This is a genomic window from Streptomyces mexicanus (genome assembly GCF_902506575.1).
In the GTDB taxonomy this organism is placed as follows: domain Bacteria; phylum Actinomycetota; class Actinomycetes; order Streptomycetales; family Streptomycetaceae; genus Streptomyces; species Streptomyces mexicanus.
In genome coordinates, this window is record NZ_LR732544.1 from 776,332 (window position 1) to 791,753 (window position 15,422).

A 15,422-nucleotide genomic window follows, 5' to 3' on the forward strand; every position below is an offset into this window, starting at 1 on the left:
GGGGGGGGGCGGGGGCGGGGGGGGGGGGGGGGGAGGGGGGGCGGCCGCCGCCGGGGGGGTGCGGGGGGGGGGGGGGGGGGGGGTCTGGGGCGGGGGGCTCACCGCGGGCCGGCGGCGGGCAGGTGGCTCACCATCGGCCGGACGGCGGGCGGACGACACTCCCGGCCGGTGCTCCCGGCCGGCGCTCCTCCCGACCGGCGCCCGGGGGAATGGCGACCCCCGGGGCGCCGGCCGCGGCCCGTCGGCGACGCCTCGGGGCGCTCGTCCGGGAGGTCAGTCCTGAAGCGCCGCCAGGACCACCTGCTGGGCCTCGTCCTGGACCTGGCGGAGGTGGTCGGGCCCGCGGAAGGACTCGGCGTAGATCTTGTAGACGTCCTCGGTGCCCGACGGGCGGGCCGCGAACCAGGCGTTCTCGGTGGCGACCTTGATGCCGCCGATGGGGGCGCCGTTGCCCGGTGCCTCGGTGAGCACGGCGGTGACCGGCTCCCCGGCGAGGGTGTCGGCGCCGACCTGGGCCGGGGACAGCTTGGCCAGGCGGGCCTTCTGCTCGCGGGTGGCCGGGGCGTCGATGCGGGCGTAGGCGGGCGCGCCGAAGCGTTCGGTCAGGGCCTCGTAGTGCTCGGACGGCGTCCTGCCGGTCACCGCGGTGATCTCGGAGGCGAGCAGGGCCAGGATGATGCCGTCCTTGTCGGTGGTCCACACCGAGCCGTCCCGGCGCAGGAACGACGCCCCGGCGGACTCCTCGCCGCCGAAGCCGAGCGAGCCGTCGACCAGCCCGTCCACGAACCACTTGAAGCCGACGGGCACCTCCACCAGCCGGCGGCCGAGGTCGGCGGCGACGCGGTCGATCATGCCGGAGGACACCAGGGTCTTGCCCACGCCCGCCTCGGCCGGCCACTCGGTGCGGTGGGCGTAGAGGTAGGCGATGGCGGTGGCCAGGTAGTGGTTGGGGTTCATCAGTCCGCCGTCGGGGGTGACGATGCCGTGCCGGTCGGCGTCGGCGTCGTTGCCCGTGGCGATCCGGAACCGGTCGCGCTGCTCGATCAGCGAGGCCATGGCGTACGGCGAGGAGCAGTCCATGCGGATCTTGCCGTCCCAGTCCAGCGTCATGAACCGCCAGGTGGGGTCGGTGAGCGGGTTGACCACGGTCAGGTCCAGGCGGTGCTGTTCGGCGATGCGGCCCCAGTAGGCGACGGAGGCCCCGCCCAGCGGGTCGGCGCCGATCCGCACGCCCGCGGACCGGATCGCGTCCAGGTCCAGCACGCTCGGCAGGTCGCGGACGTAGGCGTCCAGGTAGTCGTAGCGGCCGGTGCCGGGGGCGGCCAGCGCCCGGCTGTAGGGGATGCGCCGTACGTCCTTCAGTCCGGCGGCGATGATCTCGTTGGCCCGGTCCTGGATCCAGGAGGTGGCCTTTGAGCCGGCCGGGCCGCCGCTCGGCGGGTTGTACTTGAAGCCGCCGTCGGTGGGCGGGTTGTGCGAGGGGGTGACGACGACACCGTCGGCGAGGCCCGTGGTGCGTCCTCGGTTGTGGGTCAGGATGGCGTGCGAGACCGCCGGGGTGGGGGTGTAGCCGTCGGCGGTGTCGATGAGCACGGTGACGTCGTTGGCGGCGAACACCTCCAGCGCGGTGACCCGGGCCGGCTCGGACAGGGCGTGCGTGTCCGCGCCGAGGAACAGGGGGCCGTCGGTGCCCTGGGCGGCGCGGTACTCGCAGATGGCCTGGCTGGTCGCGGCGATGTGGTCCTCGTTGAACGCGGTGGCCAGCGACGAGCCGCGGTGCCCGGAGGTGCCGAACGCCACGCGCTGGCCGGGGTCGGCCGGGTCGGGGTGGAGCGCGTAGTACGCGGTCACCAGCCGGGCCACGTCGACGAGGTCCTCGGGCCCGGCCGGCTTGCCCGCTCGTTCCTGCTGCATGGCACCTACTCCTCATGATTCGATCGCGTATCCGGTCGCGATCTCATCTTCCCCTCCCCGGGATCGGAAGGCGTCACCGACTCGGCAGCGGCGGCGACGGGCGAGGACGGCGCCCCGGCCGGGCGCCCCGCCCCCCTGTCCCGGGGCGCCGGACCGTCCGCCCGTCCCGCGGCGAGGTGCCACGCCGCAGGGTGCGCACGCGCCCCGCCCCCCGCCGCGGCCGACCGGGCGGGGACGGGGTCAGCGCGCGTCGCCCGGCCGGCCGCTCCACCCGCCGGGCACGCTGTCGGCGAGCGCCCCGCCGCCCAGCTGCTCGAAACGCTGCTGGACGTTGGCCGCGAAGGCCTGTGGCTCGGCGCCGGCGTGCCCCTGCGCGGTGGCGTTCATCGCCACCGTGAGGACGCCCTTGAAGGGGGCGCTGGGCGAGGTCCGTACCGGTGTGCACAGGAAGTCGAAGTCCTGCGGCGCCGGGGAGTCGTACGTCCGCAGCGACACGCGGGACACGCTCGTGGGCCGGCCGGTGCGCAGCGCGTCGTCCATGGCGTCGAAGACGCCGACCTGGGCCAGACCGGGCAGCACCTGCCGACCGAGGCTGAACTGCGGGACCATGCCGAAGGCCTGGCCCTGCCTGCCGTTGGCGTAGCGCAGCAGGTGGTCGGGGCCCTCGGTGAGCATGATCGGGAAGGGCGCGCCGTCGAACACCGCGAACAGCTCCTGCTGCTGGGCGAGCAGGCTGTCGCGCAGCTTGAACTCCGACAGCAGGGTCTCGGTGAGTTCCTGCATGCCCTGCCTCAGCTGGCGGTCCCAGCTACGGGGCTTGAAATCGGCCACGCAGACCGTGCCGAGAATCACGCCGGTGTTGTCGCGCAGCGGAGTACCCAGGTAGGAGCGCACGCCGAGGTCGTTGACCAGCGGATTGCCCTTGAAGCGCGGGTAGTCGAAGACGTCCTCGAGGGCGAGCTGGGACTGCTGGGCGACCACGTGGGGGCAGAAGCCGTAGTCGCCGGGGGCCTCCCGGGCGAGGTTGCTCAGGTCGAACGGGATGCCGCCGGAGGTGTCCACGGGGTCCTCGGGGGAGCCGGTGGGCACGAACATGCCGCGGAACATCTGCCGTTCGTCGTTGATGAAGTTGACCATGGCCAGGGGGGCCTGGGTGAAGGTGGCCGCGAGGCGCGCGACACGGTCGAAGGTCGCCTCCGCTTCGACCGCGTTGAGGTTGAGCATCCTCAGCCGGTGCGTCCGCTGCTCGCCCGCGGCCCGCTGCTGTTCGGTTGACAGGGGATCCATGAAGTCAGATCAAAGCAGAGATCCGGGCCGGGTGGATCACCCCTCCCGGTCATTCCGGTTTCGTCTGTCGCACCGTCAACGGTGCGGCCCTCGGGGTGACTTGGTCGCCGCGCGTCACCGTTCCCCGGGTCGTAGCCGGTCATCGCCGGTCAGCGTGCTGATCCTTGCGTCTCCGTCCGGATCCCGGCGGCGGTGCCGGAGGTGCGCATTCGGTGAGTCTGTCCAAAGTCTTCGATGTTTCAACCCAGAGCGATCACTTCACGTCATTCTTGGACCCGGTGTCGTACCGAAACGATTTCCCATCCGACAATCATGCGGTGAACGCGTGGCCGAGATCGGCGGGTCCACCGCCGCTCGACCCGTCAATCGAATGTCAGTTCGTATATGAGGAGGGTGAGGCGGGTGCACGGTCCCCGGTCCGGGCCCGGGAAGCGGGCGCGACGAGACCGATGGCCCCGCCTCACAGGGTGGGTTTTACGCCACGCATCGCGCCGTCTGCCGTGACGATGCGCCGGTGGCCGAGCGGCCCGCCGTCGGCCTGAACCAGGCGCCCGTGACGGTGCGCGGCGGGCCGGCCGCACGAGGAGGCGCCCGCTCCACCCGGTACGCGGGGATCTGTTCCGCCGGCGCGGGCCCGGGCCGGTGTGGCCTATGCCGCAGGCAGGTGCCGCGCGCGTGGGCCGAGGTGCGATGGGGCAAGGTCAACTACGCGACGGCGTAGGGACCGTGGCGATGTATGAACGGAGTTCTCTCATGAACAGGTCCGACGTGGACACTCGGTCGGTCGCGGTGATCGGCATGGCCTGCCGGCTGCCCGGTGCGTCCGCGCCCGACGAGCTGTGGGCCCTGCTGCGGGACGCGGTGGACGCCACCGGCGAGACCCCCCGCGACCGGTACGACGTGGACGCCCTGCACTCCCCCGCCCCCCGGCAGGGGACGATAGCGGCCCGCCGCGGCGGATACCTGGAGCACGTGGCCGACTTCGACGCCGAGTTCTTCGGCATGTCCGCCACCGAGGCGACCGAACTCGACCCGCAGCAGCGGCTGCTGCTGATGACCGCCTGGGACGCTCTGGAGGACGCCGGGCAGCGCCCCGACCACCTCGCGGGCAGCCGCTCCGCCGTCTTCGTCGGCAACACCCGCGCCGACCATCTCGAACTCGCCCTGCGCCGCGGACCGCAGGCGGTGACGGCGGCCCAGCTGAACAACTTCCGCTCCCTGCTGGCCGCGCGCCTGTCCCACTTCTTCGACCTGCGCGGCCCCAGCGTCGTCGTGGACACGGCCTGCTCGTCCTCCCTGGTCGCCGTCCACCAGGCCGTGCAGAGCCTGCGCGCCGGGGAGAGCCCGCTGGCGCTGGCCGCCGGCGTGAACCTGGCGCTGCGCCCCGACGAGGGACTGGTGCTCACCCACGCCGGCGCGATGGCCGGCGACGGGCGCTCGAAGTTCGGCGACGCGAGCGCGGACGGCTACTCCCCCAGCGACGCGGTGGCCGTCGTCGTCCTCAAGCGCCTGACGGACGCGCTCGCCGACGGCGACCGGATCCGCGCGGTCATCCGGGGCAGCGCCGTCGGCAACGACGGCCGCACCAGCGACAGCGTGCTCAACCCGTCCCTGCAGGGCCAGGTGGACGTGTTGCGCTGGGCGTACGAGGACGCCGGCGTGGACCCCGCCGAGGTGGACTACGTCGAGGCGCACGGCTCCGGTTCGCCCGCCCTCGACCCGCTGGAGCTGCGGGCGCTGGGCGAGGTGTGCGGCGCGGGCCGGCCCGCCGACCGGCCGCTGCTGGTCGGCTCGGTCAAGACCAACGTCGGGCACGCGGAGGCCGCCGGCGGCATGGCCGGCCTCATCAAGGCCGTGCTCTGCCTGGAACACGGCCAGATACCCGCCAGCCTGCACGTGGACACCCCCAACCCGGACGTCCCCTGGGACAGGCTGCCGCTGGTCCTTCCGGCCAAGCTGCAGGACCTGCCCACACTGGACCGGCCGGCCGTCGCCGGCGTCAGCGGACAGGGCTCCTCCGCCCTCAACGCCCACATCGTGCTCCGCCAGGCCGACACCCCGCGCGTGCCCGCCGCCCGGCCGGCGGACGGCGGGCCGTACGTCCTGGCGATCTCCGCGCACAGCGAGGCCGCCCTGGCGGACCTGGCCGCCGCCTACGCCCGCTACCTGCGCCCGGGCGGCGCCGGGGAGGCGTACCCGCTGCGCGACATCTGCTACAGCGCGGCCACCCGGCGCACCCACCACCCGCACCGCCGAGCCGTCGTCGGCCGCACCCACGAGGAGCTCGCGGCGGCGCTCACCGGCGCGCCGGGCATGGCCGGGCACCCGCTGTCGGCGGTCGCCGACCGCTACTGCGCGGGCGAGGAGCCGGCCTGGACGGCGGTGTTCGGCGAGCCGGGCCGCTACGTGCCGCTGCCCGGCTACCCGTGGCAGACGCGCCGGTACTGGCCCGGCGAGGAACCCCCCACCGCGGACGGCGACGGCGACGACCTGGCCGGCTGGGTCCTGCGGGAGCACGCCCGCACCGGCTTCGACGACGGCTCGGCGCTCACCGACATCGGCATCGACTCGCTGGCGAAGCTGCGCATCGTCGTGGAGCTGGCCAAGCGGTGCCGACAGGAGGTGGACCCGGAGGAGCTGGGCCGGCTGCGCACCGTCGGTGAGCTGCGGCAGTGGACGCGGACGCTGCAGGCGGCGGCCCGATGAGCACCGCGCACCACCTCTACGGGTACTTCGCCCGCTCGGCCGCCGCCCACCCCGACGAGCCGGCCCCGGAGGTCGGCGGGACCGTGCTGACCTACGGCGCGCTGCGCGAGAGCGCCGGGCGCCCCGCCGAACGCCTGGTCACCGCGGCCGGCGGCACCCCGCCGCGCCGGGTCGGGCTGCTGGCGGCCCGCTCGGTGACCGCCTACGCCGGGTACCTGGCGATCCTGCGGGCCGGCGCGGCCGTCGTCCCCCTCAACCCCGAGCACCCGGCGGCCCGGACCGCCGGCATCGCCGCGGCGGCCGGCCTCGATCTGATCCTCGCCCAGTCCCCGGACACCGGCGGGGATCTCGGCGTGCCGGTCCACACGGCCGGGCCCGAGGAGCTGCGCGCCGCCGCGAGCGGCCCGGATCCCCGCACGGGCGGCGCGCGCCCCGCCCCGGACCGCGCCACGCCGCTGCGCCCGGTGGGCGCGGACGACATCGCCTACATCATCTTCACCTCCGGTTCGACCGGTACGCCCAAGGGCGTCCCGGTGCGGCACCGCAACATCTGCGCCTACCTGGACCGGATCGCCGGCCGGTACGGCATCGGCCCGGGCAGCCGGCTCTCGCAGACCTTCGAGCTGACCTTCGACGGGTCCGTGCACGACCTGTTCGTCGCCTGGTCCCAGGGCGGCACGCTCGTGGTGCCCGAGCGCGGCCAGCTGCTGTCCCCGGTGGCGACGGTGAACAAGCTGCGGCTGACGCACTGGTTCTCGGTGCCGTCCCTGATCGGGTTCGCCTCCCGGCTGGGCACCCTGGCCCCCGGCAGCATGCCGACGCTGCGCTGGAGCGTCTTCGGCGGCGAGCCGCTCACCCTGCGGGCCGCCCGGGACTGGCAGGCCGCCGCACCCGGCAGCCGCCTGGAAGTCCTCTACGGCCCCACCGAACTGACCATCTCCTGCACCTCCTACCGCTTCCCCGAGGACGTGGCCGACTGGCCGCACACGCCCAACGGGACGGCGCCCATCGGCACCGGCCACCCGGACCTGGACCTGGTGCTGCTGGACGAGGACGGCCGGCCGAGCGACACCGGCGAGCTGTGCGTGCGCGGCCCGCTGCGCTTCGCCGGCTACCTCGACCCCGCCCAGGACACCGGACGCTTCCTCACCGAGGACCACCGGCCGGCCGGTGACGGTCCGCCCGGAGAGAAGGACTGGTACCGCACCGGAGACCGGGTCACCGTGCGCGACGGCCTGCTGGTCCACCTGGGGCGCACCGACCACCAGGTCAAGATCCGCGGCCACCGGATCGAACTCGGCGAGATCGAGGCCGCGTTGCGGGCGCTGCCCGGGGTGCGCGACGCGGTCGCCGTCACCGTGCCGGCCGCCGACGGCGAGGCGGAACTGCGGGCCGCGGTCGGCGGCACCGGCCCCGCCGAGGCTCTCTACGCCGCGCTCGGCGAGCGGCTGCCGCCGTACATGATGCCCGCCCGGATCACGGTCCTGGACCAGCTGCCGCTCAACGCCAACGGCAAGCTCGACCGCCGGGCCCTGCTCGCGGAGCTGGAGCGCCCGCGCTGACGCGGGTCCGTCCGCCCTTCCCCGAGGACCCGCGACTCATCGATTCCCGACGTCTGTTGTGAGGCATGTGCATGTACGACGCCATCGTGGTGGGAGCGCGCTGCGCCGGCGCGCCCACCGCCCTGCTGCTGGCCCGGGCCGGACACCGGGTGCTCCTGCTCGACAAGGCGGCGTACGGCTCCGACACGCTCTCCACGCACCTGATCCACCAGCCCGGTGTCGCCGCCCTCGCCCGCTGGGGCCTGCTGGAGCGGCTGCGCGCCACCGGCTGCCCGCCCATCGAGCGGGCGGTGTACGAGGTCGCCGACGTCCACATCGAGGGCTGCGCCCGGGGCGTGGAGGGGCAGCGCGCGGGGTTCGCCCCGCGGCGCCATGTGCTGGACGCCCTGCTGGTCGACGCGGCCGTCGCGGCCGGCGTCGAGTACCGCGAGCACTGCCGGGTGACGCACCTGCTGCGCGACGACACCGGCCGGGTGGCCGGCGTCGCGGCCGTCCACCGCGGCCGCGCCTTCACCGAACGCGCCCGCCTCGTGATCGGCGCGGACGGGATGCGCTCCACCGTCGCCCGGCTGGCGGCCGCCCCGTACACCGTGCAGGACCCCCGGCTGACCTGCGCCTACTACACGTACTGGCAGGACGTGCCCGCCGATCTGGAGCTGTACGAACGGCCCGGCGGCTGGGTGGCGACCGTGCCCACCCATGACGCGGCCACCCTCGTGCTGGCCTACTTCCCGCAGACCCGCTTCGCCGAGGTCCGCACCGACGCGCAGCGCGCCTACCGCGAGCAGATACGCCTGACCGCGCCCGCGCTGCACGACCGGCTGGCCGGGGCGAGGCCCGTGGAGCGCCTGCACGCCTGCGGCGACCAGCAGAACTTCTTCCGGCGGGCGGCGGGGGCCGGCTGGGTTCTCGTGGGCGACGCCGCCCACCACAAGGACTCGATCACGGCCCGCGGCATCAGCGACGCGTTCGGGCAGGTGGAGGCGCTGGTGGAAGCGGTGTCCGGCACGCTGGACGGCGATCCCGCCCGCCTGGACGCCGCGCTGGGCCGGTTCGCCGAGGAGCAGCGGCGGCGGCTGCTGCCGGGCTACGAGGCGACCCTCGGCGCCGCCCGGCTCGACCCCCACGAGCAGCGGCTGTCCCTGCTGCGGGCGGTGCAGTCGGATGCCGAACTGACCGCGATCTACCTGGACATGGTGGCCGGTATCGTCTCCGCCGACGCCCTGTACACACCGCGGCTGCTCGCCCTGCTGTGATCCGCGGTGCCACCCGCCCGGATGCCGCCCCGCGGCACCGGCCGGACGCGAACGGGGGCCACCGCCCCCCAACTCGGGCAAAGGTACAGGCCAGTTGCCCCGCATCGCATATGACGCTGCGCCATGATCCTGATAGCGTGCAGCACGCGCCGACTTCGATCACGGTGAGCCACCAGGCCACGACGCGGGGATGGTCGGATGTCGCGCACTCCTGTCCGCACCGCTGCAACCGCTGCAACCGCTGCTGTACGAGGGATCACATGCCAGGCACCCGCGACCGGCGGACGCGTCACCGCGCCGCCCTCCCGAGATCACTGCGATCCTCGTTCGTCCTCCCCTTCGTCATCCCCGCGGTCTGTGTCAGCGGCCTGTGGGGATACACGGCGGCCGGGCTGGTGGACGAGCAGGTCCGGTTGCACACCGACGCCGGACACGTCTCCTCCCTCGCCCGGCCCGCGCAGGAACTGCTGACGCGGCTGCAGGACGAGCGCCGGCTCACCGCCCGGTGGCAGGCGGACCGCACCGGCACCTCCCGCACGGAGCTGGAGGCGGCCCGCCGCAAGACGGACGCGGCACTCGCCGCCTACCGCCGGCACGCGTCCGGGCCGGACACGGACACGCTGCGGCGCCGGGCCGCCGCGCTGGAGGCCGCGCTGCGCCCGCTGGCCGAGCGCAGGTCCCACATCGACGCGCGCACACTGTCGTCCGCCGACGCCTTCGCCTACTACACCGACACCGCCTCCCAGGGCCTGGCCCTGCTGAGCGCGGCGGTGCGCAGCGACGACGCGGAGCTGGGGCGCGGCGGCACCGCGGCCCTGGCCCTGGCCCGGATCACGGAGATGCTCTCGCGGGAGGACGCGCTGGTCTCGGCGGCCCTTCCGGCGCACCGCATCGCCGAGGCCGACCGTGCCCGGTTCGGGCAGTACGCGGCGCTGCGGCAGGCCGCGCAGGAGGAGCTGACCGCGCGGGATCTGCCCGGGGCGGCGCGGACGGCGTACGGGCGGATCACCGGCGGTGCGCAGTGGGCCGCGGTGGACGCGGTCGAGCAGGCCGTCGGCGGCGGGCAGGGCACCGCGCTGCCGCAGCGGGCGGCGCAGTGGCCGGCGGCGGCCGACAGCGTTGTCAGCGGCCTGCGGTCCGCCGGCAGCCAGTCCCTGGACGCCGTGGCCGACCGCGCCTCGGACCACGCCGGTGAACTGCTGACGACCACCCTGCTCGGCACGGCGGCCGCACTGGCCGCGCTGGCCGCCGCGGCGGTGCTGGCGCTGCGCGCCCGGCGCTCGACGCTCGACCGGCTCGCCGAGCTGGACGCGCTGACCGCACGCCTGGCCGATCTGCGGGCCGGAGCCGAGCAGGTGGCGTCCTTCCGGCTCGCCGAGATCCTGTCCCGCGCCGAGCGCGGCGAACGCGTGGACCCGGCCGTGCTCGCCCCCTGGCGGCAGCAGGCGAGCGACGACATCGGGCGGCTGGCATCCGCGATCGACCGCATGGCGCAGATCGCCACGGACTCCGCGGTGCGCCAGTCGCAGGGCCGGCAGGGCTCGGACAAGGTCGTCGGCCAGCTCATCCGGCGCGCCCAGGTGCTCATCCACCGGCTGATCGCGCTGCTGGACGACCTGGAGCGCAAGCACGAGGACTCGGACCTGCTCAAGGACATCTTCCGCATCGACCACCTGGCCACCCGGGTGCGGCGGCACGCGGAGAACCTGATGATCCTCAGCGGCGCCCCGCCGAGCCGCCGCATGACGCGGCCGGTGGCCATCACCGACGTGATGCGCGGCGCGGTGGCCGAGACCGAGCAGTACACCCGGGTGCGGGTGAAGAACACGCCCGCGGACCGGCGGATCTCCCTGGCCGGGCGGGCCGTCGCCGACGTCACGCACCTGCTGGCCGAACTCATCGAGAACGGCACCAGTTTCTCGCCGCCCGAGACCCAGGTGACGGTCAGCGCGTCCCGGGTCGCCAAGGGCCTGGCGGTGCACATCGAGGACCAGGGCCTGGGCATGCCGCCGGAGCTGCTGCAGCGCGCGAACGAGCTGCTCGCCGATCCGCCGCGGGTGGACATGACGGTGTTCGGCGAGGATCCGCGTTTGGGCCACTTCGTGGTGGCCCGGCTCGCCGAGCGGCACGGCATCAAGGTGGTGCTGCGCGAATCGGACTACGGGGGCACGCTCGCCCTGGTGGGGCTGCCCAAGGAGCTGCTGGAGGAGTCCGGTTCGCCGGTCGTCGACCAGCTGCAGTCGGCGGCCGTCGCCGCCGGCCGCGCCGTCGAGGGCCCGAGCGGCGTGGCGCTGTCGGACACCGGGCGGCACCGGGCCCTGGCCGGCCCGGCGGTACCGGCCGCGGCCGGTGCGCCCGCCCCGGCCGGCGAGGAGGTCATCACCCACACGTCGCTGCCCGACCCCAGTGGTTTCCCCGAGTACGGAGGTGCAGGCCTGTTGCCCCCCGCGTCGGAGCATCCCGCGCCCTCGGCGCCCCAAGGGCCTCCACCGGCGGCCCGCACGATACGCGACATCCCCTCCGCCGGTCCGGTCCGCGCCCAGTCGCCGGGCGCGGCCCCGGACCGGACGGTCCCCGGCGGCACGGGCGGCCAGCCGCCTCTCCCGCCCCGGGACAGCCGTCCGGCACCCGCACGGCAGCCGGACCGATCGCCCGAGTGGTCCCGCGGTGCGGATGCCGAGCCCCCCGGGCCGTCCGGGCCGGTCGGCGGGGCACCGGCCCCGCGCCCGCTGACGACGCCCTCGGTGCTGCCGCAGCGGGTCAGGGGAGCCAGCCTGGCCCAGCAGCTGCGCAAGGAGGCGGCCCAGGCCGCGGACGACGGCGACGACGGCTCCGACGACGTCATCTCCCCGGACGCGTCGGCCCGCACGATGAGCGCCATCCACCAGGGGCTGAAGCGGGCCTGGAGGTCCGAGGACGACGACACGCCGCACGGTGCGCACGGGCGGCCAAGCGACGGGGCAGGCCCCACTGCCCATGAACTGTGAGGACGTTACGCAATGACTGAGCAGGTTCCCACCGGACGTCAGCTGGACTGGCTTCTGGACGGCCTGGTGGACCGGATACCGGAGATCCGCTGCGCGATCGTGCTCTCCGGAGACGGCCTTTTGATCGGCAAGTCCAAGGACATGCTCCGCGACGACGCCGAGCACCTGTCGGCGGTGGCCTCGGGTGTGCACAGCCTCGCCCGCGGAGCGGCCCGCCACTTCCACAGCGGGCGGGTGCAGCAGACGGTCATTCAGATGGACAAGGCGTTCCTTTTCGTCACGGCCGCGGGCAAGGGCGCCCGGCTGGCGGCTTTCGCCTCGGAGGAAGTGGATGTGGGGATGATGGCGTACGAGATGGGCACTCTCGTCAAGCAGGTCGGCCAGTATCTGACGGCCGCGCCGCGTGTGCAGTCCGGCGGCACCGTCCAGGATGCCTGAACCGCGCGGGCACGACGGTGAGGAGGCCGGGCGCTACTTACGGCCGTACGCCATCACCGGCGGACGTACCCGGCACAGCCAGCACGCGTTCACCCTGATCACGCTCGTCGTCGCCCGTTCCGTGCGGGAGTCGGCATCCGGGCTGGAGCCGGAGGCGGACCGGATCCTGGAGCTGTGCCGGGACCGGGCGATGGCGGTCGCGGAGATCGCCGCTCTGCTGGATCTGCCGGTGAGCGTGGTGAAGGTGCTGTGCGGGGATCTGCTGGACGCCTCGCTGATCATCGTGCAGTCGCCGCCCGGGCAGGAGAGCCGGCCGAGCGTGGAACTGATCGAAAGGGTGATGGATGGTATCCGTCAACTCTGACCCGGTCATGCCGACCGCGTTGAAGATCCTCATCGCGGGCGGTTTCGGGGTGGGCAAGACCACCATGGTGGCCGCGGTGAGCGAGGTGCCTCCGCTGGAGACGGAGGAGCGGATGACCGAGGCGAGCCTCGGTGTGGACGACCTGTCCGGAGTGGAGGGCAAGTCCTCCACGACCGTGGCGATGGACTTCGGCCGCATCACGATCGCGCCGGAACTGGTGCTGTACCTGTTCGGCACGCCCGGGCAGGACCGGTTCTGGTTCATGTGGGACGACCTGGCCACGGGCGCGCTCGGGGCGGTGGTCCTCGCGGACACGCGGCGGCTGGAGGCGTCGTTCGCCTCGATCGACTTCTTCGAGGAGCGCGGCATCCCGTTCGCCGTGGGCGTCAACTGCTTCCACGGCCGGCGCGACTGCACCGCCGAGCAGGTGCGGGCCGCCCTGGACCTCGATCCGGCCACCCCGGTCGTGCTGTGCGACGTACGGGAGCGGGCCTCCAGCAAGCAGGTGCTCCTCGCGGTGCTGGAGGCGGCGCGTGCCAAGGCGGCGGCCCACCGGGCGGCCGCCCGCCCGGTGGCGCTGTGAGCGTGGCCCGGTGAGCGCGGGCCGCGACGGTGTCGCTGTGCCTGCGGGCCGCGCCGCGGTGGTGTCGTAGCGGCCCTGGGTCGTCGCGGGGTCCACGGTCCGGTCCGCCGCCCCGGTCGGCGGATCAGCGGTGGGCGACGGTGGCGGTGAGCAGCAGCGCCGCCGCGACGGCGACGGCGATCCCGGCGACGGCGCACGCCACGCAGCGGGCGCGCAGGTGACGGTAGCGCTCCTCGTACTCGCCGCGCAGCGCCCGGCAGCGGTCCGCGACGCGCTGCAGGTCCGCCCGCGCGCGGACCAGGCAGTCGCGGACGTAGTGCTGTTCGATCTCCTCGCGCTGCGCGCCGGTCAGCCAGTGCAGCGGCTCGGTGAAGGCACGGGCCCGCCCCTCGGCCTCGGCGACGCGGGCCTGCCACAGCAGGTAGCCCTCCACCTGGTTCGCCAGGGCGGCCGGGTGGCCCGGCTCGCGGTCGGCGCGTGCCGCGTCCGTCATCCCGGCAGGCCCAGGTTCTCCCGCTTGTCCACGAGCGAGACATCGGGGTGGTTCATGTCGAACGCCGGGGACTCGCTGCGGATCACGGGCAGGGTGACGAAGTTGTGGCGCGGCGGCGGGCAGGACGTGGCCCACTCCAGCGAGCGCCCGAAGCCCCACGGGTCGTCGACGTCGACCTTCGGGCCGTACTTGGCCGTCTTCCAGATGTTGTAGAAGAACGGCAGCACCGACAGGCCCAGCAGGAAGGAGCCGATCGTGGAGACCATGTTGAGCGCGGTGAACCCGTCGACGGCCAGGTAGTCGGCGTAGCGGCGGGGCATGCCCTCGGCGCCCAGCCAGTGCTGCACCAGGAACGTGGTGTGGAAGCCGACGAACAGCATCCAGAAGGTCATCTTGCCCAGCCGCTCGTCGAGCAACTTGCCGGTCCACTTCGGCCACCAGAAGTGGAATCCGGCGAACATCGCGAAGACGACGGTGCCGAAGACGACATAGTGGAAGTGCGCGACCACGAAGTAGCTGTCGGTCACGTGGAAGTCCAGCGGTGGAGAGGCCAGCAGCACTCCGGTCAGGCCGCCGAACAGGAAGGTCACCAGGAAGCCGGTCGCCCACAGCATCGGTGTCTCGAAGGAGAGCGTGCCCTGCCACATGGTGCCGATCCAGTTGAAGAACTTCACTCCGGTGGGCACCGCGATGAGGAACGACATGAAGGAGAAGAACGGCAGGAGCACGGCGCCGGTGGGGAACATGTGGTGGGCCCACACGGACACCGACAGACCGGAGATGGCGATGGTGGCCCCGACCAGGCCCATGTAGCCGAAGATGGGTTTGCGGGTGAAGACCGGGATGATCTCCGTGACGATGCCGAAGAACGGCAGCGCGATGATGTAGACCTCGGGATGGCCGAAGAACCAGAACAGGTGCTGCCACAGGATGGCGCCGCCATTGGCGGGGTCGAACACATGGGCGCCGAACTTGCGGTCCGCCTCCAGCACCAGCAGCGCGCCCGCCAGGACGGGGAACGCGAACAGCACCAGGACGCTGGTGAGCATCACGTTCCAGCAGAAGATCGGCATGCGGAACATCGTCATGCCGGGTGCGCGCATGCAGACGATCGTGGTGATGAAGTTGACCGCGCCCATGATCGTGCCGAAACCGGACAGGGCCAGGCCCATGATCCACATGTCGCTGCCGACGTTGGGCGAGTGCGCCGAGTCGTTCAGGGGCGCGTACGCGAACCAGCCGAAGTCGGCCGCGCCGTTGGGCGTGAGGAAGCCGGCCACCGCGATCAGCGAGCCGAACAGGTACAGCCAGTAGGCCAGCATGTTCAGCCGGGGGAAGGCCACGTCCGGGGCGCCGATCTGCAGCGGCATGATCCAGTTCGTGAAACCGGCGAACAGCGGCGTCGCGAACATCAGCAGCATGACCGTGCCGTGCATCGTGAACGCCTGGTTGTACTGCTCGGTGGACATGATCTGCAGGCCCGGCCGGGCCAGTTCGGCCCGCATCACCAGCGCGAGGATGCCGCCGAAGAGGAAGAACAGGAAGGAGGTGGTCAGGTACAGCGAGCCGATCTTCTTGTGATCGGTGGTCGTCACCCATGTGACCACCACGGCTCCGGGCCGCAGGCGACGACGGGGCGGAGCGGCGATGTCCCGCGTGGGGTGCTGAACGTCTGTCATGCGGCCCGTGACACGCTTTCTCTCGAGTGCTCTCAAGGCTTGGACGCGTGAGTTCCGCGGGGATCCCGCAGGGCTCGGCACCATCCTCGCGGCTAGCCCGCCGAAGACGTGGCCGACCGTCCCCGAGATGGCCCAACGCCCGCCCGAATGCAC

At 73.5% G+C, this 15,422-nt stretch carries 11 protein-coding genes; 7 read left to right on the plus strand and 4 right to left on the minus strand.

The annotated features are described in order from the left end of the window. Positions 1-273 precede the first annotated feature (273 nt). Positions 274-1,914: a phosphoglucomutase (alpha-D-glucose-1,6-bisphosphate-dependent) gene (gene pgm / locus GV126_RS03580; protein ID WP_159662587.1), complete on the minus strand. Its 1,641-nt coding sequence runs from the start codon at positions 1,912-1,914 to the stop codon at positions 274-276. A 240-nt stretch (positions 1,915-2,154) separates the two neighbouring features. After that, positions 2,155-3,201: a GAF domain-containing protein gene (locus GV126_RS03585; protein WP_159662589.1), complete on the minus strand. Its 1,047-nt coding sequence runs from the start codon at positions 3,199-3,201 to the stop codon at positions 2,155-2,157. Positions 3,202-3,954: 753 nt separating this feature from the next. Between GV126_RS03585 and GV126_RS03590 the strand changes: the two genes are divergently transcribed. The 7 genes from GV126_RS03590 (at position 3,955) to GV126_RS03620 (ending at position 13,097) form a co-directional block, all read left to right on the plus strand. Further along, positions 3,955-5,907, plus strand: a complete 1,953-nt coding sequence (locus tag GV126_RS03590) for a polyketide synthase (protein ID WP_236569862.1) — start codon at positions 3,955-3,957, stop codon at positions 5,905-5,907. Continuing rightward, positions 5,904-7,469 carry an amino acid adenylation domain-containing protein gene (locus tag GV126_RS03595; protein ID WP_159662593.1) on the plus strand — a complete coding sequence of 522 codons (1,566 nt, stop codon included), beginning with the start codon at positions 5,904-5,906 and terminating at the stop codon, positions 7,467-7,469. The genes GV126_RS03590 and GV126_RS03595 overlap by 4 nt, the downstream gene beginning before the upstream one ends. Positions 7,470-7,534: 65 nt before the next feature. Further along, positions 7,535-8,725, plus strand: coding sequence for an FAD-dependent oxidoreductase (locus tag GV126_RS03600; protein ID WP_236569863.1), 1,191 nt, complete (start codon positions 7,535-7,537; stop codon positions 8,723-8,725). A 260-nt stretch (positions 8,726-8,985) separates the two neighbouring features. Beyond that, positions 8,986-11,712, plus strand: coding sequence for a sensor histidine kinase (locus tag GV126_RS03605; protein ID WP_159662597.1), 2,727 nt, complete (start codon positions 8,986-8,988; stop codon positions 11,710-11,712). A 12-nt stretch (positions 11,713-11,724) separates the two neighbouring features. After that, positions 11,725-12,150, plus strand: a complete 426-nt coding sequence (locus tag GV126_RS03610) for a roadblock/LC7 domain-containing protein (protein WP_159662599.1) — start codon at positions 11,725-11,727, stop codon at positions 12,148-12,150. Then, positions 12,143-12,514, plus strand: coding sequence for a DUF742 domain-containing protein (locus GV126_RS03615; protein WP_159662601.1), 372 nt, complete (start codon positions 12,143-12,145; stop codon positions 12,512-12,514). The genes GV126_RS03610 and GV126_RS03615 overlap by 8 nt, the downstream gene beginning before the upstream one ends. After that, positions 12,495-13,097 carry a GTP-binding protein gene (locus GV126_RS03620; protein ID WP_159662603.1) on the plus strand — a complete coding sequence of 201 codons (603 nt, stop codon included), beginning with the start codon at positions 12,495-12,497 and terminating at the stop codon, positions 13,095-13,097. Before GV126_RS03615 ends, GV126_RS03620 begins: the two co-directional genes overlap by 20 nt. Before the next feature lie 124 nt (positions 13,098-13,221). Here GV126_RS03620 and GV126_RS03625 read toward each other — a convergent pair whose 3' ends face one another. Further along, positions 13,222-13,590, minus strand: a complete 369-nt coding sequence (locus tag GV126_RS03625; protein WP_159662605.1) for a cytochrome C oxidase subunit I — start codon at positions 13,588-13,590, stop codon at positions 13,222-13,224. Continuing rightward, on the minus strand, positions 13,587-15,269 hold the full coding sequence (ctaD, locus tag GV126_RS03630; protein WP_159662607.1) for an aa3-type cytochrome oxidase subunit I: 1,683 nt from the start codon (positions 15,267-15,269) through the stop codon (positions 13,587-13,589). Before ctaD ends, GV126_RS03625 begins: the two co-directional genes overlap by 4 nt. Positions 15,270-15,422 lie beyond the last annotated feature (153 nt).

What these genes read in the sequence shown, in the direction of transcription:
- pgm (WP_159662587.1), bottom strand. Translation starts at nt 1,914, where the DNA reads ATGCAGCAGGAACGAGCGGGCAAGCCGGCCGGGCCCGAGGACCTCGTC.
- GV126_RS03585 (WP_159662589.1), bottom strand. Translation starts at nt 3,201, where the DNA reads ATGGATCCCCTGTCAACCGAACAGCAGCGGGCCGCGGGCGAGCAGCGG.
- GV126_RS03590 (WP_236569862.1), top strand. Translation starts at nt 3,955, where the DNA reads ATGAACAGGTCCGACGTGGACACTCGGTCGGTCGCGGTGATCGGCATG.
- GV126_RS03595 (WP_159662593.1), top strand. Translation starts at nt 5,904, where the DNA reads ATGAGCACCGCGCACCACCTCTACGGGTACTTCGCCCGCTCGGCCGCC.
- GV126_RS03600 (WP_236569863.1), top strand. Translation starts at nt 7,535, where the DNA reads ATGTGCATGTACGACGCCATCGTGGTGGGAGCGCGCTGCGCCGGCGCG.
- GV126_RS03605 (WP_159662597.1), top strand. Translation starts at nt 8,986, where the DNA reads ATGCCAGGCACCCGCGACCGGCGGACGCGTCACCGCGCCGCCCTCCCG.
- GV126_RS03610 (WP_159662599.1), top strand. Translation starts at nt 11,725, where the DNA reads ATGACTGAGCAGGTTCCCACCGGACGTCAGCTGGACTGGCTTCTGGAC.
- GV126_RS03615 (WP_159662601.1), top strand. Translation starts at nt 12,143, where the DNA reads ATGCCTGAACCGCGCGGGCACGACGGTGAGGAGGCCGGGCGCTACTTA.
- GV126_RS03620 (WP_159662603.1), top strand. Translation starts at nt 12,495, where the DNA reads ATGGTATCCGTCAACTCTGACCCGGTCATGCCGACCGCGTTGAAGATC.
- GV126_RS03625 (WP_159662605.1), bottom strand. Translation starts at nt 13,590, where the DNA reads ATGACGGACGCGGCACGCGCCGACCGCGAGCCGGGCCACCCGGCCGCC.
- ctaD (WP_159662607.1), bottom strand. Translation starts at nt 15,269, where the DNA reads ATGACAGACGTTCAGCACCCCACGCGGGACATCGCCGCTCCGCCCCGT.